Annotated in this window: 22 protein-coding genes; 9 read left to right on the top strand and 13 right to left on the bottom strand. The window is 69.0% G+C overall.

Going from position 1 to position 24,085, the window contains the following annotated elements; translation table 11 throughout:
• Positions 1-5: 5 nt before the first annotated feature.
• The 3 genes from G6N23_RS15990 to pdxR form a co-directional block, all read right to left on the bottom strand.
• Positions 6-926, bottom strand: coding sequence for an acyl-ACP desaturase (locus G6N23_RS15990; protein ID WP_085261185.1), 921 nt, complete (start codon positions 924-926; stop codon positions 6-8).
• A gap of 183 nt (positions 927-1,109) precedes the next feature.
• A complete protein-coding gene (locus tag G6N23_RS15995; protein WP_085261186.1) occupies positions 1,110-1,538 on the bottom strand; it encodes an SRPBCC family protein in 429 nt (142 codons plus the stop codon).
• 56 nt (positions 1,539-1,594) lie between these two features.
• Positions 1,595-2,965 (bottom strand): MocR-like pyridoxine biosynthesis transcription factor PdxR, encoded by a 1,371-nt coding sequence (gene pdxR / locus G6N23_RS16000; protein WP_085261205.1) that lies wholly within the window; start codon positions 2,963-2,965, stop codon positions 1,595-1,597.
• Between the two features lie 98 nt (positions 2,966-3,063).
• Between pdxR and G6N23_RS16005 the strand changes: the two genes are divergently transcribed.
• The 3 genes from G6N23_RS16005 to G6N23_RS16015 all read left to right on the top strand — a co-directional run bounded on the left by G6N23_RS16005 (position 3,064) and on the right by G6N23_RS16015 (position 5,333).
• Positions 3,064-3,957, top strand: coding sequence for a class I SAM-dependent methyltransferase (locus G6N23_RS16005; protein WP_372508937.1), 894 nt, complete (start codon positions 3,064-3,066; stop codon positions 3,955-3,957).
• Positions 3,954-4,409, top strand: coding sequence for a nuclear transport factor 2 family protein (locus G6N23_RS16010; RefSeq protein ID WP_085261188.1), 456 nt, complete (start codon positions 3,954-3,956; stop codon positions 4,407-4,409). The genes G6N23_RS16005 and G6N23_RS16010 overlap by 4 nt, the downstream gene beginning before the upstream one ends.
• A 183-nt stretch (positions 4,410-4,592) precedes the next feature.
• Complete coding sequence (locus G6N23_RS16015; RefSeq protein ID WP_085261206.1) at positions 4,593-5,333, top strand: SDR family NAD(P)-dependent oxidoreductase; 741 nt, start codon at positions 4,593-4,595, stop codon at positions 5,331-5,333.
• On the opposite strand, the gene G6N23_RS16020 is transcribed toward G6N23_RS16015, so the two are convergent.
• From G6N23_RS16020 to G6N23_RS16045, 6 genes are all read right to left on the bottom strand, one after another.
• Complete coding sequence (locus G6N23_RS16020) at positions 5,330-6,541, bottom strand: acyl-CoA dehydrogenase family protein (protein WP_085261189.1); 1,212 nt, start codon at positions 6,539-6,541, stop codon at positions 5,330-5,332. The two genes, G6N23_RS16015 and G6N23_RS16020, sit on opposite strands and share 4 nt — an antisense overlap.
• Before the next feature lie 148 nt (positions 6,542-6,689).
• The gene (crcB, locus tag G6N23_RS16025) at positions 6,690-7,058 is read right to left on the bottom strand and encodes a fluoride efflux transporter CrcB (protein WP_085261190.1); all 369 of its coding nucleotides are present in this window, start codon (positions 7,056-7,058) and stop codon (positions 6,690-6,692) included.
• A complete protein-coding gene (locus G6N23_RS16030; protein WP_085261191.1) occupies positions 7,055-7,405 on the bottom strand; it encodes a putative PII-like signaling protein in 351 nt (116 codons plus the stop codon). The genes crcB and G6N23_RS16030 overlap by 4 nt, the downstream gene beginning before the upstream one ends.
• A complete protein-coding gene (locus tag G6N23_RS16035) occupies positions 7,402-7,872 on the bottom strand; it encodes a fluoride efflux transporter FluC (RefSeq protein ID WP_085261192.1) in 471 nt (156 codons plus the stop codon). Before G6N23_RS16035 ends, G6N23_RS16030 begins: the two co-directional genes overlap by 4 nt.
• A gap of 231 nt (positions 7,873-8,103) precedes the next feature.
• Positions 8,104-8,517: a nuclear transport factor 2 family protein gene (locus G6N23_RS16040; RefSeq protein ID WP_085261193.1), complete on the bottom strand. Its 414-nt coding sequence runs from the start codon at positions 8,515-8,517 to the stop codon at positions 8,104-8,106.
• Between the two features lie 20 nt (positions 8,518-8,537).
• A complete protein-coding gene (locus G6N23_RS16045) occupies positions 8,538-12,818 on the bottom strand; it encodes a cation-translocating P-type ATPase (protein WP_372508935.1) in 4,281 nt (1,426 codons plus the stop codon).
• 182 nt (positions 12,819-13,000) lie between these two features.
• On the opposite strand from G6N23_RS16045, the gene G6N23_RS16050 reads away from it, so the two are divergent.
• Positions 13,001-13,378, top strand: coding sequence for an ArsR/SmtB family transcription factor (locus tag G6N23_RS16050; RefSeq protein WP_085261207.1), 378 nt, complete (start codon positions 13,001-13,003; stop codon positions 13,376-13,378).
• Positions 13,379-13,672: 294 nt separating this feature from the next.
• On the opposite strand, the gene G6N23_RS16055 is transcribed toward G6N23_RS16050, so the two are convergent.
• The 3 genes from G6N23_RS16055 to G6N23_RS16065 form a co-directional block, all read right to left on the bottom strand.
• Positions 13,673-15,319 carry a PPE family protein gene (locus tag G6N23_RS16055; RefSeq protein WP_085261195.1) on the bottom strand — a complete coding sequence of 549 codons (1,647 nt, stop codon included), beginning with the start codon at positions 15,317-15,319 and terminating at the stop codon, positions 13,673-13,675.
• Entirely contained in the window at positions 15,316-15,516 is a 201-nt protein-coding gene (locus G6N23_RS22620) for a 30S ribosomal protein S18 (RefSeq protein WP_133055483.1), read from the bottom strand. Before G6N23_RS22620 ends, G6N23_RS16055 begins: the two co-directional genes overlap by 4 nt.
• A 259-nt stretch (positions 15,517-15,775) precedes the next feature.
• Positions 15,776-16,987 carry a TetR/AcrR family transcriptional regulator gene (locus G6N23_RS16065; RefSeq protein WP_165758703.1) on the bottom strand — a complete coding sequence of 404 codons (1,212 nt, stop codon included), beginning with the start codon at positions 16,985-16,987 and terminating at the stop codon, positions 15,776-15,778.
• A gap of 119 nt (positions 16,988-17,106) precedes the next feature.
• Here G6N23_RS16065 and G6N23_RS16070 point away from each other — a divergent pair, with 119 nt between their 5' ends.
• Genes G6N23_RS16070 through G6N23_RS16090 form a run of 5 tightly spaced genes read left to right on the top strand, consistent with a single transcriptional unit; the run spans position 17,107 to position 23,205 of the window.
• Positions 17,107-17,889 (top strand): enoyl-CoA hydratase, encoded by a 783-nt coding sequence (locus tag G6N23_RS16070; RefSeq protein WP_085261208.1) that lies wholly within the window; start codon positions 17,107-17,109, stop codon positions 17,887-17,889.
• Positions 17,886-19,424, top strand: coding sequence for a fatty-acid--CoA ligase FadD5 (gene fadD5, locus G6N23_RS16075; RefSeq protein WP_085261197.1), 1,539 nt, complete (start codon positions 17,886-17,888; stop codon positions 19,422-19,424). The genes G6N23_RS16070 and fadD5 overlap by 4 nt, the downstream gene beginning before the upstream one ends.
• 8 nt (positions 19,425-19,432) lie before the next feature.
• A complete protein-coding gene (locus G6N23_RS16080) occupies positions 19,433-20,662 on the top strand; it encodes an acyl-CoA dehydrogenase family protein (protein WP_085261209.1) in 1,230 nt (409 codons plus the stop codon).
• Positions 20,663-21,808 (top strand): acyl-CoA dehydrogenase family protein, encoded by a 1,146-nt coding sequence (locus tag G6N23_RS16085; RefSeq protein WP_085261198.1) that lies wholly within the window; start codon positions 20,663-20,665, stop codon positions 21,806-21,808.
• A 29-nt stretch (positions 21,809-21,837) separates the two neighbouring features.
• Positions 21,838-23,205 (top strand): TIGR01777 family oxidoreductase, encoded by a 1,368-nt coding sequence (locus G6N23_RS16090; RefSeq protein ID WP_085261199.1) that lies wholly within the window; start codon positions 21,838-21,840, stop codon positions 23,203-23,205.
• Between the two features lie 111 nt (positions 23,206-23,316).
• On the opposite strand, the gene G6N23_RS16095 is transcribed toward G6N23_RS16090, so the two are convergent.
• Positions 23,317-23,958 carry an SOUL family heme-binding protein gene (locus tag G6N23_RS16095; protein ID WP_085261200.1) on the bottom strand — a complete coding sequence of 214 codons (642 nt, stop codon included), beginning with the start codon at positions 23,956-23,958 and terminating at the stop codon, positions 23,317-23,319.
• Between the last annotated feature and the right edge of the window lie 127 nt (positions 23,959-24,085).

The raw sequence follows: 24,085 nt of genomic DNA on the forward strand, positions 1-24,085 counted from the left end.
CGGAGCTAGGAGCTCAGCACGCTCTCGCGAGCCTTGGCCTTCTCTTCGTAGTACTTGGCCCGTTCGTCGAGCATCTTGAGGAACCCATCGACCTGTTCGCGGGCCTGCTCGCCCTCCGGACCGAAGTCCTCCCGCTCGAAGATCTTCCAGAACCGCAGCACCGGCTGCACCACGTCGTCGTGGTGGATGCGCATGTCGTAGATGCCGGCCTTGGCGATCAGGATGGCGTTGTCCTGGAAGCCGGGCATGTTCATCCCGGGCATCGAGAATCCGATCACCTCGTCGCGGATGGCGCACATGGCCGCGTCCGGCGAGATGTCCAGGGCCGCGTCCATCAGGTTGCGGTAGAACACCATGTGCAGGTTCTCGTCGAGGGCGACCCGCGCCAGCAACTGGTCGGCGATGGGACAGCCGGAGGCCTTACCGGTGTTGCGATGCGACACCCGGGTGGCGAGTTCCTGGAACGACACGTAGGCCAGCGCCTGCAGCGGCGTCTTGTCACCGGAGTCGTAACCGGCGATGGTATGCCGCATCCGCATGTTCTCGAGATTGACCGGGTCGATGCCCCGGGTGACCACGAGGTAGTCGCGCAGCGCGATGCTGTGGCGGCCCTCCTCGGCGGTCCACTGTCCGACCCAGGAGCCCCAGGCGCCGTCCCGGCCGAAGCGGGTGGCGATCTCCCGGTGGTACGACGGCAGGTTGTCCTCGGTCAGCAGGTTGACCAGCAGGGCGGCCTTGGCGACCGGGTCCAACGGCGAGTCCTCGGGAACCCAGTCCTCACCACCGAGGAACGCGAAGTCGCGCCCCTTGCTCCACGGCACATAGTCGTGCGGCAGCCACGGCTTCGCGGCCTTGAGATGACGGTTGAGGTTTTGCTCGACAATCGGTTCCAGTTCATGCAGCAGCGCTGTCTGAACGTTCGTCATGTTTGCTCCATCCCGGATCGACATGTGGGCAGTCGATTGGCCCCCCGGCCAAACCTACGGTTCCGTAGGTTTGGCCCCACGGTAGACATGGAGCTTGGCACATGTCAACCTCCGAATTGCGCGCTTCGGGCGCATTCCGCGGTCGAGAATCGCGGACCGCAGCAGTCATTCCAGCGATTGCCGCTACGTCCTGGAGCGGTCTTCTGAATGCCGTTTCAGCCCGTCAGCCTCCATGTCGACGTAGCGCCGGACGCGGCCACCGGCGAGCAACCGGCCCAGCCAGGCCATCGGACCGGTCACGGTGAAAGTCAGCACGGCCTGGACACCGGATCCGGTCGGAATGAGCTCGTGGTAGCCGGTGAACCGGATTCCCGCCGTCGACGCGGTCCAGGTGAAAGACCGCTCATCAGCCAGCTCGGTGACGGTCCAGACCATCGGCCGGCCGGTGGGTTGCCGGACCCGCGCGGTGCTGCCGACGCACAGCGGGCCGGCATCGAGCCGGGTGATCTCGCGCATCGACGCCGTCCAGTCCGGCCAGTGCTCGAGGTCGGTCAACACCGCCCACACGTCGGCCGGGCGGGCGGCGATGCTGTCGGTACGGGTGTATTGCATGGCGTACTCCTGCGGTGCCCGAGGTGACCTCGACGGTACCGCGGGATCGGCCGGTGTCACGAGGTCGTGGTGTCGCGCAGCAACCGCCCGAGGTCTTCCAAAGCCCGGGGATAGTCGCGTTCGGGCGGCGTGCCGTAACCCAGGACGATTCCCTGGGCCGCTGCCGGCCCGTGCCAGAACGGAGCCAAACCGGTGAGGGCGATCTCTCGTCGCCGCGCGGCGTCCACGATGACGGATTCCGACAGCCCCTCGGGCAGCAACAGAACCGCGTGCAAACCCGCTGCGACGCCCTGGATCGGCATCACCGGAGCGCAGTCGGCGGCGGTGGCGACCAGCGCGTCCCGGCGCTGGCGATAGCGTCGCCTCATTCGCCGGATATGGCGGTCCAGCGCCCCGGACTCGATCATCTCGGCCAGTGCCAGCTGGCCGAGCACGTCGGTGCCGCGGTCGGCGCGCCGCTTGGCCTCGACCACCGGCTCCACCAGATCGGCCGGCAACGCGAGCCAGCCCAGCCGCAGTCCCGGGGCAAGGCTCTTGCTGGCACTGCCCACGTAGACGACCTGTTCCGGGGCGAGGCCCTGCAGCGCACCCACCGGATGGCGGTCATAGCGGAACTCGCCGTCGTAGTCGTCCTCGATGACGTAGCCGCCGCGCGCGGAGGCGAGCCGAACGAAGTCGGCGCGCCGGTCGGCGGCCAGCGTGGCGCCCCACGGCGCCTGATGGGCCGGGGTGAGCAGCGCCGCGGCCGCGGAGGAGGCAAACCCGGCCGGCTGCGCCCCCGCCCGGTCGACATCCAGGGGAGTGATGCCGAGCCCGGTCGCCGCGATGGTCGCCCGGTGGTCGGGCAGGCACGGATTCTCCACCGCGATCGACCGCCCTCCCGCCCCGGCCAGCGCCTCACACACCAGCCGCAGCCCCTGGGTGAATCCGCTGCAGACGACGATGCGCTCGGGGCTGGTGACCACACCGCGCACCCGGCCCAAGTAACCGGCCAGCTCGGTGCGCAGCCGCAGTGCACCCCGCGGGTCCAGCGGGCCGAGCTCTGAATGCGGCGTGACGTGCAGGGCTCGCCGCAGCGCGCGCAGCCAGTCGGCGCGCGGGAACATGCTCAGATCGGGGCGCCCGAGCCGGAAGTCCGCCACCACCCGGGGTGGCGTCGGCACCGGCCTCGGCGACGGCAACAGCCCCGGACCCCGCGCGACCTCGGTAACCGACCCCTGCCGGCTGCGCAGGTAACCCTCGGCGGCCAGTTGGGTGTAGGCCTCGACCACCGTTCCGCGTGCGACGCCGAGCTGGCCGGCCAGAGTCCGCGAGGACGGCAATGACTCCCCCGGTGCCAGCCGCCCGTCTCGGATGGCCTGTCGCAGCGCGTGCTCCAGAGCTGCGCGCCGACCGCGCCCGGCGGGGAGTTCGAGATGCAGGTCCACCCCGCCCACCCCACTGGTCCATGAATCCAGCACAGAATTGGACCTTACTCCCAGACCATTTCCGACCTAGCGTCGTCGGCATGAACGCACCCGCCCCGTTGGCCCGTCGACGTCTGACCAGCACGGCGAGTTTGACCGCGCAGGTCAATGCGGCCCAACGGGCCGCGGAATCCATGCGGGCACCACACCGTCGCCTACTCGACGACCCCTGGTCCCGGCATTTCGTCGAGCACCCCGCGTTGCGGGTCGTACTGACCAATCGCTGGCTTGCCGGCGCCGCGGTGCGGGTCTTCGACCGTCGATGGGGCGGGCTGCACGCCCATATCGTGCTGCGGGCCCGCTTCACCGACGATGTCTGCGCGGCTGCGATCGGGGAAGGAATCGACCAACTGGTGCTGCTGGGCGCCGGGTTCGACACCACCAGTCTGCGAAACGCGCAGGCCTCGGTGACGATCTTCGAAGTCGACGCTCACACCACCCAAGCCGCCAAACGTCCTACCGCCGAGCGGTTGCTGCCCGCGCCACGCGCCGGCCATATCGTCTGGATCCCCTGCGACCTGGAGCAGGACAACCTCCGAGATCGCCTCCTGGCCGGCGGGTTCGCCCCGCAACGGCGCAGCCTGGTCGTCTGGCTCGGGGTCAGCATGTACCTCACGGCTGATGCGATCGAGGCGACCCTGGGCGACCTGGCGACACTGTGCGCGCCGGGCAGCCGGCTCGTCGCCGATTACGTCGACACCGCGGTTGTCACCGGGGACAGCCGGTGGGCCGGCGCCCGAAGGATCGCCCGGGTCGTCGCTGCTCGTGGCGAGCCCTACCGCAGCGGATTCACCGCATCCGGCCTCGACGCGCTGCTGGCCGCCCACGGCTTCACTGTCCGCGACCACGCCGGGGTCACCGAACTGCTGCACCGCTACGACCCGACCCGTGCCGGCGGGCTGGCTGCCGACGACTGGCTCGGGGTGGTCTGCGCGGAGCGGACCGGCCGATGACCTCACCCGCCGCTTTCGTTCAACGTTTTGCAGAGACCTGGGCCGCGCCGAGCCTCGAGCGCCTGGACGCACTGACGAACCCGGATGTCTGTTACATCCAGCCGCTGCTTCCCGAGGTGCGGGGCCGCGCTGCCGCCGGCAGTTATTGGCGTCGGGTGTTCACCTTGATGCCGGATCTGCACATCGACGTGGTCAATTCGGCGGTTTCGGCCGACAACCTGGTCTACATCGAATTCCTGATCCGGGGCACCCTCGGGGGCAGGCCGGTGACCTGGCCCGCGGTAGACCGCTACGAACTCGACGAACTCGGGCGGGTTCGGCGGCGCGTCCTGTATTGCGATTCGGCGCAGCTATTGCCGGCGCTGCTGCGGCCGAGCGGACTGGCGGCAGTGCTGCGGGCCGGTGTTCGCCTGGGCTTCGCCGCGGTTCGGTCTCGATGGACGTCTCGGTGACCGCCCGGGCTGTCGGGCGCCGGCCCGCCGATGCCGCCGCGTTCCTCGAGTTCGTCCAGGACGCGACCAATGAGTACCGAGCTGAAGCTGCTGTTGGCCTCACCGGGAATGGTGCTCGCGTTCGGGAGGGCAGCACTGCGTCGGCGCACAAGGCGCTGAGCGGCAGCGGATACGGTTGTGCCCATGACCGATCTGACAGGCAAAGTGGCACTGGTGACCGGCGCCTCCTCGGGGCTGGGTGCGGCGGTGGCGCAGCTGTTCGCCCGGCGCGGAGCATCGGTGTTCGGGGTGGCCCGCGACACCGAACGGCTGGCCACGGTCTTCGCCGATGTGCCCGGCGGACGGTTCGCCGGTACGGACATCAGCACCGCGCAGGCCTGCACGGCGGCGGTTGCGCAGTGCGTCGCGCAGTTCGGCCGACTCGATGTGCTGGTCAACGTCGCCGGCGCACACCAGATGCGCCACACGCTGGGTGTCACCGACGACGAGTGGGCCCACGACCTCGCGGTCAATCTCAACGGGCCGTTCTATCTGTGTCGCGCGGGTCTGCCGCACCTGCTGGAGACGGCCGGCAACATCGTCAACGTCGCCTCGATCGCCGGGGTGGAAGGCCAGGCGTACTCGGCGGGCTATTGCGCGGCAAAGCACGGGCTCGTCGGGCTCACCCGGTCGTTGGCCGTGGAGTTCACCGCGGAGAAGCTGCGGGTCAACGCCGTGTGTCCGGGTGGGATGCTGACCCCGCAGGTGACGAATTTTCAGCTGCCCGAGGGCGCCGACGTCAATCTCGTCATGCGGGTGGCATCACCGCGCGGGATGAGCGCTCCGAGCGACGTCGCCGAGGTGATCGCATTCCTGGCCAGCGACGCCGCGGCCGCGGTGCACGGCGCGGTGTACCTGACCGACAACGGCAAGACGGCCGGCTAGCGCAGGGCCAGGCCGGTCAGTGCCCGCCCGATGACCAGCCGCTGGATCTCACTGGTGCCCTCGAAGATGGTGAAGATCTTGGCGTCCCGGTGCATCCGCTCCACCGGGTAGTCGCGGGTGTAGCCGTTGCCGCCCAGGATCTGAATCGCCTCATCGGTGACATAGACCGCGGTTTCGCTGGCGACCAGCTTGGCCATCGAGCCCTCGGCATTGTCGAACGCCTTGTTGTTGCGCGCCATCCAACCGGCCCGCCAGACCAGCAGCCGCGCGGCGTCGATCCGGCTCTTCATGTCGGCCAGTTTGAAGGCGACCGCCTGGAACTCGCCGATCTTGCGGCCGAACTGCTCCCGCTGGCAGGCGTATTCGAGGGCGTATTCGTAGGCGGCCCGCGCCACCCCGACCGCCATCGCCCCGACCGACGGGCGAGTGCGTTCGAAGGTCTTCATCGCCGCCTGGCCCCCGGCGGAGGCGCCGGACTTGACGCGGGCGACCCGGTCCTCGAACTTCTCCCGGCCGCCGAGGATCATGTCCGCGGGCAGGCGGACGTTGTCCAGGACGATCTCGGCGGTGTGCGAGGCCCGGATGCCGTGCTTCTTGAACTTCTGGCCCTGGGTCAGGCCCGGGGTGTCGGGCGGAAGCACGAACGTGGCCTGTCCCCGCGAGCCGAGTTCGGGATAGACCGAGGCGACCACGATGTGCACGTTGGCGATACCGCCGTTGGTGGCCCAGGTCTTGGTGCCGTTGAGCACCCATTCGCCGGTGGCCTCGTCGTAGCGGGCGCGGGTGCGGATCGCACCGACATCCGAACCGGCGTCGGGCTCGGATGAGCAGAAGGCTCCCAGCTTGGGTTCGTCGGCCGTGCCGAACATCTCCGGCAGCCAACGGCCCAGCTGTTCGGGAGTTCCGTTGCCGGCAAGCGCCGCTGCGGCCAGACCGGTGCCCAGAATCGACAGCGCGATACCGGCGTCACCCCAGAACAGCTCCTCGAACACCGTCAGCATGCCGATGCCGCTCGGTTCGGCGGCCTGGGTGGCGAACAGCTCTGGCGAATACAGGCCGATCTTGGCCGCCTCCTGGATGATCGGCCACGGGGTCTCCTCGCGTTCGTCCCATTCGGCGGCGGCCGGGCGGACGACCTCGGCGGCGAACTGATGCACCCAGTCCCGCACCTCGATCACGTCATCACTGAGTTCTATCGAGAACGACATCGTGTCTCCTGGGAATCCGTGGGCGGCCATTGGACGAGCCGGGTTGATTGTGGCACCTTCTCTGCGCGCCGACCCCGTCGGTCCAGCAATTCCGGTGCCGGCAACCGGGTGGGCGTGACTCATCTCCGGCTGGGAGCAGTACGGCCGATCAGCCCCAGATCGCTTGCACGGCAATGCCACCGACGTAGTAGGCGCCGAGACCGCAGGTCAACGTGAGCACCAGATTGGCCATCGCATAGAACCGGGCTCCGGCGGCGGCCAGCTGCAGCGTTTCGTAGGAGAAGGTCGAATAGGTGGTCAGGGCCCCGCACAGGCCGGTGCCGATCAGCAGATGCAGCCGCTCGTCCCCGGCGCTCGCCGCGCCGGTGAGCAACCCCAGGATCAGGCTGCCGAGCACATTGGCGGTGAAAGTGCCCCACGCGAACGTGGTGTTATGGCGGGCCTGGACGAATCGATCGGTCAGGTATCGCAGCGGCGCCCCCACCGCGGCGCCGAGGATCACCAGCAGCCAGTTCACGGGCCGTTTCCGGCTCGACCGACGTGCCGGACGACCTCGACTTCGTCGAGGAGGATCAGACCCTCGGTGACCAGCTCGTCCAGCTCCGGCAGGAAGTTGCGGATCCGTTCGGCGGTGTCGACGACGATCACCGAGACCGGCAGGTCCTCCGAGAGCGACAGCAGCCGGGTGGTGTGGATGGCCGACGACGCGCCGTAACCCTCGACCCCGCGGAAGACGGTGGCACCGGCCAGACCGGCGCGGCGCGCGCGGTGCACGATCTCACTGAACAGCGGCTTGTGATGCCAGGTGTCGCTCTCTCCGATGAACACCGTCAGGCGCAACGCTGATCCGCTCAGCTGGGTCATGATGTCCTCCTGGTGATCAGACGCCGGGTAAAGGCCGCGGCAGTCCACGTGGCGACCAGCACCAGCACCGGCGTGGTCAGGAGATAGAGCAGAGCCCGGCCCAGATGACCGGCGGCGGCAAGGGTGTCGACGTCACCGGCGAACGTGGAGAACGTCGTGTAGCCGCCCAGCACGCCGGTGCCCAGCAGTGGGCGCAGCAGCCGGTGACCGACCCACACCTCGGTGATCGCCACCATCAACGCCCCCATCAGCGCGCATCCGCTGACATTGACAACCAGTGTGGCCCAAGGGAATCCGCCGGACGGAGTGGGCCATGCCAGACCGATGCCGTAACGGGCGCACGCGCCGACGGCACCGCCGAGCGCGACCGCCGCAACCACCGGCGCCTGCTCACGCACCGCATGTGACCGCCGGCGGCGAACGAACAGTTCAGCGCCGGGCGTCACGGCGGATTCGGGTATCGGCATCGCTCAGATGGCATTCGGTAGCCGCAATATTCGTGATCCTCGTTTTGATGGCCTCGATCCATTTCACCACTTCGAAGCCGAGCTCGTGCTCGTTACGGGCCGCGCAGCGGTGCGCCGTAGTCACAATTCCGGACGTGCCCGGGCGGCCGGAAACCCTTGCGATCCCGGCGGTGTGCCCTCGGCGGGGCTAGGACGCGACGGCCTCGGACTCCGGCGAACCCGGCGAGCCGCTCATCGCGGACTCGGCGGTGAGCTCTGCTCGGCGGCTTCGCGCTTGATCTGCTCAAACTGCGCCGCCATCGCCTCGGCCAGCGCGGTGGCCGCCGAGAGCGGCCGAACCATCACCATGAAGTCGTCGATCCTGCCGTCCGCGTCGACATGCAGGAAGTCGCATCCGGTGAGCCGCTTGCCCGCCACGGTGGCCTCGAAGACCAGCGCATGGTCGCGCCCGCCGGGGTCGGCGATCTCCCGGACGTAGCGGAAGTCGGAGAAGACGCGCATCACGGCGCGCAGGATCGCCGCGGTGATCGGCTTGCCCGGGTAGGGAGTGAAGGCCACCGGGCTGGTGAACACGACGTCGTCGGACAACAGTGCCTCGATGGCCGCGGCGTCGCGGGCCTCGACGGCTTGCCGGAAAGGGTGCACGCGGCGCCTCCCGAGTCGATTTATACGGTGGCCCACACGGTAGCCGCATCAAGCTCCCGCGTTGCGTCCTCCCGGGCCGCTGCCGGCCGCAGCAGCTGCACGCTGGCACCGGGACCCGCCGAGGGCGCTTGCGGTCGGCTGTCCGGTGCGGACGCGTCGCCCCGGCCGGCCGGCAGCAGGTGCGGAGCCGCGGCGATCGCCGCCACCGCCGCCCCGGTCGATGCCAGGGCCTTCGCCCAGCCCAGTGGGCCCACCGGGGCGCAGCCGAGCAGCTGGCTGATGCCGGGGATGCTGATCATCGCCGCGAACACCGCGAACGAACCGGCGGCGGTGAACAACACCAGCGGTGCGCGCGAATCGACCAGTGTCTGGGCGAGCTCGGTGGAGACCAGCGTGATCAGCGCGACGGTCGCGGCGCGCTGCGGGGCACCGGGTAGAGCAGAAAGGCGAGCCATCCCCCACGCCGCGCTGGCCGCGGCTCCGGTGATGGCACCCCGGACGGCGACCGCACGCATCAGCTTGGCTTCGTCGATGCCGTGCACGACGCGGCCCGCCGGGCCGGCGGGGGTGCTCACCGCGACGGCGGTGGCCGGCAGCGCGTCGGTCAGCATGTTCATCAACAGCAGCTGGCGGTTGTTCAGCGGCGAGCTTCCGGTCAGGGCGCTGCCGATGACACCGAAGATCACCTCGCCGACGTTGCCGCCGAGCAGTCCGGTCACCGCCAGTTGCACGCCGCGCCACAGCCGTCGGCCCTCGTCGATGGCGTCCACCAGTGCGTTGATCCGGCCGTCGGTCAGCACGATGTCGGCGGTCGCGTGCGCCGAGTCGCTGCCGCGGGCGACGACACCGAGTCCCACGCTGGCGGCCCGGATCGCCGCCGCGTCGTTGGCGCCGTCACCGACCATGGCGCAGACCCGCCCGCTGCGTTCGAGGGTCTGGACGACCTGCACCTTGTTCTCCGGAGACATCCGGGCGAAGATCACCCGGTCGGCCACCGCGCGTTCCTGGTCCTTGCGCGACAACGCGTTCCATTCCGATCCGGTGATGACCTGCTCGGCGGTGACCGGCACACCGAGCTCGGCGGCGATCGCGGTTGCGGTGACGGGGTGGTCACCGGTGATCAGCCGGACAGCCACGCCCCTATCGGCCAGATCGGCGAGCAGTTGGGGCGCCTCGGCGCGCGGGGTGTCGCAGATGCCGAGGAACCCGGTCAGGACCAATCCGGCGCGGCACAGTTCGGTGATGACGTCGGGGTCGTCGCGCAGCGACTGCACCTGTGCCGCGGTCAGTCGGCGCTGCGCCACCGCGATCACCCGCAGCCCGCCGGCGGCCAGGTCGGCCACCGGGTCGCCGACATCGGGGCCGAGGCCCTGGCAGGCCGCCAGCACCACTTCCGGGGCGCCCTTGACCACCAGTTCGCGGCCCGACACCGACGCCGAGAACGCCCGGCCGGAACGGAACGGCAGGTGCGCGTCCGGGGCCGACCACATCGGGCCGGCGATGCCGGCGGCGGCTTCGATGACGGCCTGGTCGGTGGCGTGGGCGTGCAGGGCGCCCTCGGGTGCCGGTGCGGCATTGGCCGCGCAGCGCAGCACGTCGTCATCGGTGTACCCCGGCACCGGGTGCACCGTGGTGACCCGAAGCCGGTTTTCGCTCAACGTTCCGGTCTTGTCGAAGCAGACCACCTCGACACGTCCGAGCGCCTCCACCGAGCGGGGAATGCGAACCAGCGCACCGGTGTCGGTCAGACGTTGCGCCGACGCGTGTTGGGCCAGGGTCGCCATCAGCGGCATCCCCTCGGGCACCGCCGCCACCGCGACCGCGATCGCGTTGCCCAGGGCCTGGCGGAGGCCGCCGCCGCGCAGCATTCCGAGCACCCCCACCAACAGCCCACCCGCGGCGCTGGCCGGGAAGGCGCGGCTCATGAGCTGACTGAGTTGGTGCTGCAGGCCGACGACCGGCAACTCGCCGGCGGCCAGTTCGGCGGCGCGGCGGGCCTGGGTGTCGGCGCCGACGGCGGTGACCAGGGCGAGCGCAGTGCCCGCGACGACCGTCGTGCCCGCGTAGAGCATGCAGCGCCGGTCGGCGAGTTCGGCGCCCGGTGTCGCCGCGGTCTGCTTGTCCACCGACAGCGACTCACCGGTGAGCGAGGACTCGTCGACTTCGAGGTCGGTGGCCTCGATCAGCCGCGCGTCGGCGGGCACGACCTCATTGCTGCGCACCTCGATCAGGGTGCCGGGCCGCAGCCGGTCGGCTTCGATCTCGCCGTAGGTCTTCGGCTCGCCCGGCACGACGGTACGCGCAGGCGGGGTCTGTTGCGCCAGCAGCCGGTTCAGCCGGTTCTCGGCCTGCAGCTGTTGCGCGGCGGCGAGCATGCAGTTGCCGATCAGCACCGTGCTGACCATCATCGCGTCGACCGGGGAGCCGAGCATGGCAGTGGCCGCCGAGGACAACGCCAGCACCGGCATCAGCGGATCCGACAGCTCGGCGCGCACGGCCTTGACGAACTGCCAGGCCATGTGCGGCGGTGGCGCGGCGAGTTCATCGGCGGCCCCGGCCGGTTCGGGCGCCGGCAGGATGTCGCGGACCTCGTCGATCGACATCGCGTGCCATTCATAGGCCTGCGCGGGCCGCGGTGCGGGCGTGCGGGACACCCCGCGGGCCAACAGGTATCCCGACAGCAGTCCGGCGGCCGCCCCGGCGGTGACCGGCCCGGGGCCTGCTGTGCCCCGGACGCCCCGGTTTCCCCCGACCCCCGGGACCATGAGCACCACCCCGAGCACCGAGGCGCCGTTGGACAGCGAGATCCCGCGTTCGGTGGCCGCCCGCGCCGCCGGCAGCGCATGCAGCACCCGCCACGCGCCGGCCAGATCCGCCAACAGCAGATCGGCGACGAAAGGCGGTGCTACGGCGGTGGAATCCGGCATGATGCCCAGACCGACATCGGCGCAGGCGAGCGCTTGCGCCGCGGTCGAGGACAGCACCGCAACGGTGCGACCGGCCTGCTGCAGGCCGGCCAACGCGGCGGCGAGCGCCTCGTCGAGGGTTCCATCGCCGGCCGGGGCCAGGTCGTCGAATGCCGGGCGCAGCTCGCCCAGCACGGAGACGTCGAGCGTGATCAGTTCCGCACCGGAAGCCCGCGCCTCGGCGAGCAGGGCCGTCGCCAGTGGGTGACGGGTGGTCCCGTCGCACAGCAGCCGTGGATCGATGAGTACAGCGTCGACGCGGTCGAGCCGGCGCAGCCCGTCCGGGCGCAGCGGCAGCGCGCCGTGCTGCTGGACCAACGTTCGGCTCAGGGTGGCCGCGAACGATTCGGTGGTGGTGCGCAGGGCTTTCGGTCCGGCCACCACCGCCGCGGTCGCGGCCACGGTGATGTTGCGGGAGAACACCCCCGCCAAGCCGGCGCCGACCAGCTGCACGATCGCCATCCGGTTACCGTGGCGGTCGGCGGCGCCCTCCGGCAGCGGGACCGGGCGCCACGGCAGGTGGGCCTCCGCCTGCTCGGCGTGCTTGGCCAGGTGCGGCTCGTGGTGGTTCCAGGCCTGGGCCCCGGCTTGGCATTCGGCGGCTTTGATGCCCTGCAGTGCCAGATCCACCGCCAGCGTGGCCGGTGACAGGGTGGCGATGCGCGCGCCCACCGAGATCAATGACAGCACCGTGTCGGCCGGGCCGGCGCCGATTCGCTCGGCAAGGCGTCGACGCAGCCACGGTTGGTAATTCGCGAGTGCGGCCGCGGCGTCGACGGCGACCGGCGCCTGCGGTAACCGCAGCGCCCAGCCGGCCAGCGCGATCGCCAGCCCGGCGGCGTTGACACCGACCATCACTCCCCTGGCCGCCATCGGCAACCCGTCGCCGGGCAGGGCCACCGGTGGCGAGCTGTCCGGGCCGGGCGTGGAGGCCGGGCCGTCGGGCCGGCGACGACGCCGCTCGGCGCCTTCGACCAAGCGGCACAGGTCGTTCAGCGAGACCCGGTCGCCCTCGGCTGCAATTTCGACGACGACCCGCGACAGCGGGCGGTTCAGCCGCGCCGACACCACGCCCGGCTGTGCGCCGAGCACCTCGAGCACCTCGCGCCCGAGGTCTGTCCCGTCGGCGTGGGTGAGCCCGCGCACTTCGATCCACGCGCGATCGGTACCGCTCCAGCAGCGCCGGGTCAGCGTTGCCGTCTCGCCGGAGAGCAGCCGGCCGGCTTCCCGAACCGGCACGGTGGCGATTTGCAGGCTCGCTGATGCGATGACTCCCACCGCCTCGGTGGCAGCCGAGGCGCCGCGTGCCGACGCGTCGACGAGTGCGGAGGTCACCTGGATTCCGAGGGCGAGCGGGCGCAACAGCAACGATGTTCGGGTCAATTCGACAGCAACCAATCGTGTGATCTGAGGCGGGAACGGGCCCAATTCTGTCGACACTTTGATAGTTACGCAACTATGCGAATGTGTCGTTCGCCGAAGCCTGCGATAGGTGTTGGGACAAAATGAATGCCGCAATGGCAAAACAGGAAGAACGGCCACCCGAAACCGCCGGTTCCCCCACCCGATCCGACGGGCCGACCCCGCCCCAACTGGCCTCGGCTGCGAGCACCTTCGCACTGCTCAGCAGCCCGGCGCGCCTACACGTGCTCTGGCTGGCCGCTCAGGGCGCCTACGACGTCACCACCCTGGCGGGACGGGCGGGAATCAATGTCGCCACCATGAGCCAGCATCTGACCAAGCTGCGACTGGCCGGACTGATCAGCGCGCGCAAAGCGGGGCGCCATCACATCTATACCGTCGAGGACCCGCACATTCTGACGCTGTTGCAGCAGATCTTCGCCCACATCGGCCCGGACGGCAGCCTCGCACCCGATCCTCCGAGGGGTCCCTGACCGCCCCGGTGGACTGGGTCACATGCGCCGTCATCGGTGTCGGCGCTCACGGACCAAAGTCCCACATTCCGGTGATCACCAACACTTTTCAGCGTTGGGCAACCGCCGGCTGGATAGCGTTTTCAGCCATGAAGGACCCTGTACTCGTGCTCCCGGCCGTCGCGGCGATCATCGGGCTGATCATCTTCGGCTTCCTGGCCCTGGAGGTCGTTTTCCACCTGGGCTGAGCAGGCCGGTGCCGCCGCGCGCAGAGCTGCATCACCCAGGCTCAACCCGGCGTCGCATCGAGGGTGCTCAGCCGTCCCGGCCCGACTCCCATGTCGTCGGCAGCAGTGGCATGCGCGGTCCCTCACCCAGTGAAGAGCCGGGAATGGTGACCAATCCCGCTGTCGCTGCGCCGCTTTCCCCCTCGGCTCCGGCGAACCCGAGCACTCCGGCGCCCCGGCTCGACACTGTCGTCCTGTCCGGCGGTGACCGCCAGTCGGGCATGACATCGACGTTCATGTCGAGGTATTCATCGCCGTGGTCGCGGGCGCCGGCGCGTCGGCGCCGCCGTCTCTGGGTGCGCCGGTGCGCCTCGGCGGCCGCCGCCGCCGTAGCGCTGTCGGGTTCGGCGGTCTTCCTCTTGGCGCCCGAGCCGGCGCGGATGGCCACCTGGGAGCCGGACCCGATGCCGGGCGGAACCAGGTAGGGCGGGAAGAAACCGGGCCCTCCCGCGGCCGGTGCCGGTGGCGGTGCCGGGGGTGGGCCGGCCACCGTGCCCGCTGCCGGCGCGGCGGGAGCGGGCGCAGGCGCCGGAGCCGGCGGTGTCGCCACGGCCGGTGCCGGGGAAGCGGACACCGCTCCCGGCGGGATATCCGGCACCACTGCCGCCGGCGCCGGCAGCGGCATCGCGGGCGGGGGTATGCCGGCCAGGCCGGCCAGCCCGGCAAGGCCCCCGGCCGAGCCGAGCGGCGCAATCCCGGCACCGGCGGCCACCGCGAACAATGCCGGATTCTGGCTGAGAAACGTTGCGACTTCCAGGATGTGGGTCGGGAAGTCGAACAGCGCCCAGCTGAACACCCACTGGAAAGCCTGCACCGGGTTCTGGGTCAACATCACCCCGAACTCCTCGAAGTCCTCCAATAGCTCCAGGGATCGCGCCACCCAGAACAGCCACTGTCCCGGGTCCGTGTACGCGTCGTAGTCCAACCCGTTGAGGGTGCCCTGGCCGGGGCTCCAGTGCAGCCCGAAGTTCTTCAAGGCGTCGGCGATCAAGGTGTTGAGCGGGTTGACGACGGTCGGGTCATGCGCGAGCTGGCTGTTGCCGATGCCCAACTTCTCCAGCAAGTCGACGAGCCACTGGGGCAACCCCAACGGGTTGTCGCCACCGTCGTCACCACTGCCGGAATCCTGGACATCAGATTTCAGGATCGGCGGCGCTGCCACGGCTTTGGGCATCGCTGCCAGCTGGGCATCCGCGACCGCCTCGTAGGTGGTCATGGTGGTGGCGGCCTGGATCCACATCCGCACGTAGTCGGCTTCGTTGACCGCTATGGGGATGGTGTTGATCCCGAAGAAGTTCGTCGCCACCAACGCCGTGTGGACGGCGTGATTGGCAGCCAATTCGGCCAGGCTCGGCATCGCCGCCAGCGCGGTGGTGTACGCCGCTGCCGCGCTCTCATGCCGGGCCGCGGCGACCGCGCTGTCGGCACTGGACTGCGCCAGCCACGCCAGATAGGGCTGATGGGCGGCTACGTACTCTTCCGCGCTGGGACCCTGCCACGCCCCGGCCTGTATCGCGGCCAACACCGCCTCGAGTTCGGCTGCCGTCGCGGCATATTCAGAGCTCAACATCGACCACGCCGCACCGACCGCCAGCAGGTCCCCTGGACCGGGACCTGCGGACAACAACGCCGAGTGCACCTCCGGCGGTGCGGCCATCCACACCGGACCCGTCACCGCACCCCGCCTCGGCCACCGACGGTGAGCCCGGCGGCCTGCCGGGAGCGAATCTTTCCCCGTTCGGAGGTGAAGATCCGCAGCGTCCCGGTCTCGTAGTCGAGGGTGGCCAAGCCGAGTTTTGTCAGCCGGTTCTTCTTGGCGGCTCGTGCCGGATTTTTCGGGGCACGCCGAGCCCTGCTGGATTTTTCGGCCACGGGGTCAGCGCTTCCCGCAAGGCGCCGTGGCGGCGAACGACCGGGGTGGGGCGGACATCGGAACCCCCTCTGCACGATGGCGAGTTATTGAAAATCATTTTCAACAAGGACTGCGACGAACCGTACCGCAGACACAGCCTTATTGACAATGGTTTTCATTTAGGGGCGGGGGGGGCGGCGCTCATCGGATGCGAACACACAGTTGGTGGCCGCCGCGTACACCGCAACGGCCCGGCCAGGCCCGTTGCCAGGCGTCGACTTACCGGTGCTCGCCGCCGAAAAGCACGGCGGTCATCAAGGTGTTGACCCGGCAGCGTTGCTCCCCGGTGTCGTCGAAGTTAACCAGGCGTCCTATATCGACGACGACGGCAAGTGCCGCGTGGACCCGGAAGACGGCCTCGGTCTCGGCCGACCCGACCTGACAGAGCAGGTGGGCCCATTCGTTGACGTTCTGCCGCTGCAACCCGCGCAGGTGGACCCGGTCGCGTTCGGGCAGGTTCGCGAACTCGGCGAAGTAGATGTTGATCAGGTCGGGCGCGGCGAACGACAGCGCGGTGTAGCGCTCAGCGATGCGGGTGGCTGCCTCACGCGGGTTGCTCGACTCGGCCAGGGCATCGGTGATCACCAGTAACACCCGGTCGCCGGCCCGCTGGAACGCGGCGGCGAGCAGAGCGGCCTTGCTCGGGTAGTAGCGGTAGGCACTGGAGCCGTTCAAACCGGCGGCACTGCCGATCTCCTCGATACTGGCCTCATAGAACCCGCGCTGCCCGAACACCCGGATGGCTTCGGTGAGCAGCCGCTCCCGTTTGGAGGTGCTGGGCAGGCCGCGCTCGGATCGCCGCGGCGCGGCATGACGCGGCGCCGGAGGCAACTCGGTGGTCAACACCGACCAGCACAGGTCGCCCAACAGCGCGTGCAGCGCCGGCGCGGCCAGGCGGGTGCGGTGCGCCGAGATACTGCCGATGACGCTCAGCGCCGCGACGGCCAGGATCGTGGCGTCCGCAGCGGGCAGCCCGGGGCGCATGGCGACCAGCGGTTCGGCGATGGCGGCGTTCAGCGCGTCGTAGCTTTCCCGGATGCGCTTGCGGTCCGCCGGCTGCAGGTAGCGCCGCTCCCACCGGTAGAACGCGCCCTCATGTCGCGTCCCGATGGTGGTCTCGATCAGCAGGTCGATGATCGCGCGCAGCCGTTCGGGTGCGGGGCGGCCCGGGTCGTCAGCGCTACGGGCGGCGGTCAGCAATGTCTGCACGGCGTACTCGGCCGTCGCGACCAGCAGCGCGTACTTGTTGGCGAAGTGCCGGTAGAGGGCCGGCCCCGAGATGCCGACTTCGGCGGCGATCTCATCGACACCGACCCCGTGATAGCCGCGGTCGCTGAAGGCCCGCGCCGCGGCCCGCACGATCTGGACCTTGCGGTCCTTGGGCCGACGCCGCACCGCGGTTGTGGCCGCGGATCCACCGCCGGTCGACACTGGCCGTCCCGCGTTGTTGACAGTTCCGCCCGGCACCCCATAAGTTAACCACAATTTACATTCCCATCCACAGAGGAGCTCGCGTTGCAGATCCGTTCACTCCAGGCGTGGGGCTGACCATGTCCGAGTGCACCACCTCCCCCAAGCTCACCGCCGCGCGCGATGGTCGGGTACTCAACATCACCCTGACCAATCCCGAGCGACTCAACGCGATCGACTACGCCACCATGGCGGGCCTTGGCGACGTGTTCACCGAAGCTGCCGGCGATCCCTCGGTGCGGGCGATCGTCATCACCGGCGAAGGCAAGGCGTTCTGCACCGGAGCCGACCTGTCCGCCACCGCCGGCGAGGTCACCCCCGAAGAGGTGATGGACTGCGCCGCGCGGCTGGTGACGGCGATCGCCGAAACGCCGGTACCGGTGATCGCTCGGGTCAACGGCCCGGCAGCCGGTGTCGGGGTGGGGATCGCGCTGGCCGCCGACCTGGTCTACGCCGCCGAGCGCGCCTATTTCCTGCTGTCGTTCACCAACATCGGGTTGATGCCCGACGGCGGCACCACCGCCCTGATCGCCGCGGCCGCCGGGCGAGCACTGGCCAACGAGATGGCGCTGCTCGGGGAGCGCCTTCCGGCCACAGCCGCCCGCGATGCCGGCCTGATCAACGCGGTGCTGGCCGACGCTGAATTGGACACCAAGGTGCGCGAGGCCACCGAGAAGCTGTCCCACGGACCGCGTCGTGCTCTGGAATTGACCAAACAAGCCCTCAACGCCACCAACCTCGCCTCGCTCGGCGCCGCACTGGCCCGGGAGAAGGCCGGCCAGGTGGAGCTGTTGAGCTCGCCGGACTTCATCGAAGGCGCCACGGCGATGCTGCAGAAACGAAAGGCGGTGTTCGCCGAATGACCGGCCAGCCACTGCGTTCCCGACGCAACCACTGGATGAACCAGGTGGCGATCCACGCCGAAATGCGCCCCGATGCGGTGGCATTTCGCTGTCGTGGCATCGATACCACCTGGCGCCAGTTGCATGACCGCTCAGAACGGCTCGCCGCAGCACTGTTCCGCCGCGGGATCTCCTTCGGTGATCGCGTTCTCGTCGTGATGCTCAACCACACCGAGTACATCGAGTCGGTGTTGGCGATCAACGCCCTGGGCGCCATCGCGGTGCCGGTCAATTTCCGTCTCACCGACCCCGAGATCAGCTACATCGTCTCCGACAGCGGCGCCAAGGGCGTCATCACCGACCAGCTGCTCGCACCGCTGATCGACGCGGTGCGCAAGAACACCGTCGGGCTTGATGTCGCCGTCGTACTCGGCGACGACTACGAGTCGCTGATCACCGAACCGGGAGCACCGCATCCGGGCGCCGATGTCCGCGAAGACACCCCGGCGTTGATCATGTACACGTCGGGCACCACGGGCAGCCCCAAGGGCGCCATACTCTCCCATTCGAACCTGCAGGCCCAAGCCCTGACCTGCATCCAGGCCCTGCACACCAGCCCGGAGAGCGTATATTTCTGCGCCGCACCGCTGTTCCACATCGCCGGTCTGGGCAGCATCGCGCCCAACCTGGTGGTCGGCACCAAGACGGTGATTCACCCACTCGGGGCGTTCAACGCCGCGGAGACCCTTGACGCCTGGGAGCGCGAACGGGCCACCTCGGTCTTCCTGGTTCCGGCGCAGTGGCAGCTGATCTGCGCGGACCCGACTGTGCGGCAACGGGATCTGGCCCTGGAGGTGATCAGTTGGGGCGCCGCACCGGCGTCGGACACCGTGCTGCGGGCGATGGCGGAGACGTTCCCGGACGCCCTCAACGTGGCGGTGTTCGGCCAGACCGAGATGTCGCCGATCACCTGCGTACTCAACGGCGCCGACGCCATCCGCAAACTCGGCTCGGTGGGCAAGGTGATCCCGACCATCGCGGCGCGGGTGGTCGACGACGACATGAACGACGTGCCCCCCGGCGAGATCGGCGAGATCGTCTATCGCGGACCGACGATGATGCAGGGCTACTGGAACAAGCCGGAGGCCACCGCCGAGGCGTTCGCCGGTGACTGGTTCCACTCCGGTGACCTGGTGCGAGTCGACGACGAGGGATTCGTCTACGTCGTCGACCGCAAAAAAGACATGATCATCTCCGGCGGAGAGAACATCTACTGCGCCGAGGTGGAGAACGTGCTGTTCGAGCACCCGGCGATTCGGGAGGCGGCCGTGATCGGTCGTGCCGACGACCGGTGGGGTGAGGTCCCGGTGGCCATTGTGGTCTTGGACGCCGTAGCCGCCGCTGCGGAGTCACTGACGCTGACCGACCTGGAGCCCTTTCTCAATGAGCGACTCGCCCGCTACAAACACCCGAAGGATCTCGTGCTGGTAGACGAGTTGCCCCGCAATGCCAGCGGTAAGGTGATCAAACCGCTGTTGCGCAAGACCTACGCCTAGGAGTGGCAGTGGATCTGGATTGGTCGGCCGAAGAGGCAGCTTTCCGCGACGAGGTTCGCGCGTTCCTCGATGAGCACCTGACCCCGGACCTGCGTCGTGCCGGGCAGCTGATGACCAGCGTGTACGCCGATCATGAGGCGAGCATGCGCTGGCAGGAGATCCTGCACGAACGGGGTTGGGCCGCACCGGCGTGGCCGGTCGAATACGGCGGCTGTGACTGGACGCCGTTGCAGCACTACATCTTCAGTCGTGAATGCGCGCTGGCCGGCGCGCCGATGCTGTCCCCGATGGGGATCAGGATGGTGGCCCACGCGATCATCGGCTTCGGTACCGACGAGCAGAAGGACTGGTTCCTGCCGCGGATCCTCACCGGTGAGGTGTTCTTCTGCCAGGGCTACTCCGAGCCGGAGTCCGGTTCGGATCTGGCCTCCCTGTCCATGGCGGCGGTGGATGACGGGGATGAGCTGGTGTGCACCGGCAGCAAGATCTGGACGACCCACGCCGTGCAAGCCAACTGGATTTTCTGTCTGGTCCGCACGTCGCGCACCGGGAAGAAGCAGGAAGGCATCACCTTCGTGCTGATCGACATGACCACTCCGGGTATCGAGGTCCGGCCGCTGGTCATGACCTCCGGCGAGGAAGTGCAGAACCAGGTGTTCTTCGACTCGGTGCGGGTGCCGAAGGCCAACGTGCTGGGCCGGATCGACGACGGGTGGACCGTCGCGAAATACCTGCTCAACTTCGAGCGGGGTGGTGCGATGGCCCCGATGCTGCAGGTATGGGCCGACGCGGTCGCCGAACAGGCCGCGGGACAACCCGGTCCGGATGGCACCCCGCTGGCCGAGGATCCGGGATTCCGGCTGCGGCTGGCCGATGTCCGGGTTCGCACCGATATCTTGGAGATCCTGGAATTCCGCACCATCGCCGCGCTGGCCAAGGGCCACAACCCGGGCCCGGCTGCCTCGATGCTGAAGATCCTGGGCACCGAGCTGAGCCAGACCATCACCGAACTGGCGCTGGAGGCGGCCGGCCCGCGCGGCCGGGTCTACCAGCCGCACGCGACCATGCCCGGTGGACCGGTGCCCGACTTCGTCGCGCCGGAAAGCGGCTACGTCAGCGGCCAGCCGTGGCAGGCGGTGGCCCCACTGCGCTACTTCAACGATCGCGCCGGCTCGATTTACGCCGGAAGCAACGAGATCCAACGCAACATTCTGGCCAAAGCAGCATTGGGGTTATAGATGGACTTCTCGTTCACCGACGAACAGGAACTGCTGCGCATCACCGTCGCCAAGTTCCTCGCCGAACGCTACGACTTGGAGAAGAGCCGGGCTGCGGCCAAAACGGGTGCCGGCTGGCAGCCGCACATCTGGCGTGCCTTCGCCGAAGATCTCGGCATCCTGGGCGCGACTCTGCCCGAGAGTGTCGGGGGGCTCGGTGGTGGCGCGGTCGAGCTGATGATCATCACCGAGGCGCTCGGGCATGCCCTGGTGATCGAGCCGTTCGTGGAGACCGTCGTTGTCGCCGGCGGGCTGCTGCAACGCGCCGGCGGCCCGCGGGCCGAACAGCTCTTGGAGCGAATCGCTCTCGGGGAGGCCGTCGTTGCGGTGGCCGCCGAGGAGCCCGCATCGGCGGGCACTTGGCACGACGTGGCCACCACCGCGCGCCGCGACGGCGACCACTGGGTGCTCGACGGCGCCAAGATCGCGGTGGCCGCAGCACCGATCGCCACCCACCTGCTGGTGACCGCGCGGACCTCGGGTGCCCAGCGCGACACCACCGGCATCTCGCTGTTCCTGTTCGAACTCGATGCCGCGACACCGGGTCTCGGCGTGGAGTCGATGCGCACCATCGACGACCGTCGCGCCGCCGACCTGGTGCTCGACGGTCTACGTCTGCCCGCTGACGCGCTGTTGGGCACCGAGGACCAGGCATGGCCGGCGTTGGAGCACACCGTTGATGTGGCAACCGCGGCGATCGTGTCCGAGGCGGTGGGCTGCCTGCGACGGGTGCTGGCCGACACGGTCGACTACACCAAGCAGCGTCAGCAGTTCGGCCAGCCCATCTCCACGTTCCAGGTGTTGCAGCATCGGATGGTGGACATGTACCTGGAGCTCGAACAGGCCGTCGCCGCACAGCACCTGGCGATCATGAAGCTCGATGCGGACCCGCGGGAACGCGCCCGGGCGGTATCGGCGGCCAAGGCGACGGTCGCTCGTGCCGCCCGGTTCATCGGGCAGAGCGCGGTTCAGACCCACGGCGCGATGGGCATGACCGAGGAGCTGGCGATCGGGCACTACTTCAAACGGCTCACCGCGATCGAGTACCAGTTCGGTTCCCGCGACCGGCACCTGGCCCGGTACGCAGGCCTGACGGCGGCCCGCTGACAGCAGGTTTCTCCCGGTAACGTCGACGCATGGGTGTGGTTTTCTCCAGCACGGTGGCGGCGCCGCAGGCGGAAGTCTTCGCCTGGCACGAGAGGCCGGGTGCGTTCACTCGGTTGAGCCCGCCGTGGCAGCCGATGCATCTGATCGCCGAAGCCGGCTCGCTGCGCGACGGCACGGCCGAACTGGCCCTTCCGGGCGGGCTTCGCTGGGTCGCCGAACACCAGGTGGCCGGCTACGACCCGCCGCGGCGTTTCGTCGATGCGCTCGGGGGCCGCAGCCTGGCGTCACTACCGACCCGGTTGGCGCTGAAGTGGCGGCACACCCACGAGTTCGACGATCTCGGTGGCGGCAGAACGCGCGTGACCGACACGGTCGACACCGCAATACCCGAGTCGATGCTGCGGCCGATGTTCATCTACCGGCACCGCCAGCTCGCCGACGATCTCGCCGCCCACCAGCGCGCCGAAGAACATGGCCTGGGGCCGATGACGGTAGCGGTCAGCGGGTCATCGGGGCTCGTCGGTTCGGCCCTGACCGCGTTCTTGAGCACCGGGGGCCATCGGGTGATCCGCCTGGTGCGACATGCGACAGGCCATCCCGGCGAGCGGCAGTGGAACCCCGACGCTCCCGATCGCAATCTGTTGGCCGGTGTCGATGCGGTGATTCACCTGGCCGGCACCTCGATCGCGGGACGGTTCACCGCCGAGCACCGCCGTGCGATCCGTGACAGCAGAATCGGGCCGACCCGCAAGCTCGCCGAGTTGGTGGCCCGAAAGGCCGGCGAACCCACGGCCCTGGTCTGCGCATCGGCGGTCGGCTACTACGGCTATGACCGCGGCGACGAAGTCCTCACCGAAGACAGTCAACGCGGGGACGGATTTCTCGCCGAGGTCGTCGCCGACTGGGAAGACGCGCTCGCCCCGGCTGAGCAGTCCGGGCAGCGGGTTGTTCGGATCCGCACCGGCATTGTGCAATCACCGCGAGGCGGGACACTGCGCCTGATGCGGCCGCTGTTCTCCGCCGGGTTGGGTGGCCGGCTCGGCGACGGCAGACAGTGGCTGTCGTGGATCGGGATCGACGACCTGGTCGACATCTACCATCGCGCCCTGTGGGACACCGGACTTCGCGGCGCCGTCAATGCCGTCGCGCCGGATCCGGTGCGCAACAGCGAGTACACCAAGACACTCGGTCGGGTGCTGCGCCGGCCCACCCTCCTGCCCGTCCCACGGCTGGGGCCACGACTGCTACTAGGCGACCAAGGTGCACGTGAACTCGCCTGCGCGAGCCAGCGAGTACTGCCCGAGCGGCTGCACGATGCGGGACACCGGTTCCGCATGCCCGACCTCGAACCGTTGCTGCGGCATCTGTTGGGCCGTTCCGCTACGGGCGGCGATTGAGTACCGCAATGTGTCCGGACAGCACGGTGGCGATGTCGGCCTACAGCGTTGGCCAGACCACCGCCGAACCGGTGCCCAGCAAGGTAGAAATCTGCACGTGACTCCCTGGGGTCAATTATTTTTCGTGACAGGTACCGCAATCTCGTTGCGGCGAAACAACGGAATGGTCCACGGCGGGTCGTAGAACCATGCCTGCGGCGCGCCGGCCGGCTGGAAAGCCAATTCCTCCAAGGCGTTCAACAGCTGCACGCTGTGTGCTTCCACAGCACGACGACCGCGATCACCGGCGAAGGTGTGTACCGCGACGGTTTCAGCAGGCAAGCGCACCAGCCGCACAGCCGAGTTGTCGGGGTCCGGCAGTGATTCCAGGGTGATGCCGGCCGGCATGAAGAAGCGGATTACCCATTGTCCCGGGACGGCGGATTGTTGGGCCACCGGAGAGGCCATCGCGATCCGCTCGCCCGCCGGGGAGGCAGTGCCTTGGGCGACCGGTGCAGTCATCGCGAACTTCGTTCGGGAGTGATTGCCGCCGAAGATGTATCCGGCCAGCCGCCGAAACCCAATATTGCGAGCCGCTTCCTCGTCACCGGTAACAATCGTCTCAGCGACGATTCGCTCGCCATAGCGGCGAATCTCCACATCACGAGTGCGCTGTTCGACCGTGTAGGAAGGTTCCTCGGTTCCGTTCCGGAACCCGACCAGGGAGCCGACGCCCTGCAGAGCAGCGCTCGCCATCGCGAAGATTCCACTCATTTACGGCCTCCGCTCATCCGGACCCACACGGTGGCCCTCCCCGGCGCACCAATTGCAGCCGGGAGCCGGGTACCCGTTCGGCCACCAAATTATTCGGTCAGTCAATGGGAGTGCCGGGTAAGCCGGT

Origin of the sequence: Mycolicibacter terrae, from assembly GCF_010727125.1 — a bacterium.
GTDB lineage: Bacteria > Actinomycetota > Actinomycetes > Mycobacteriales > Mycobacteriaceae > Mycobacterium > Mycobacterium terrae.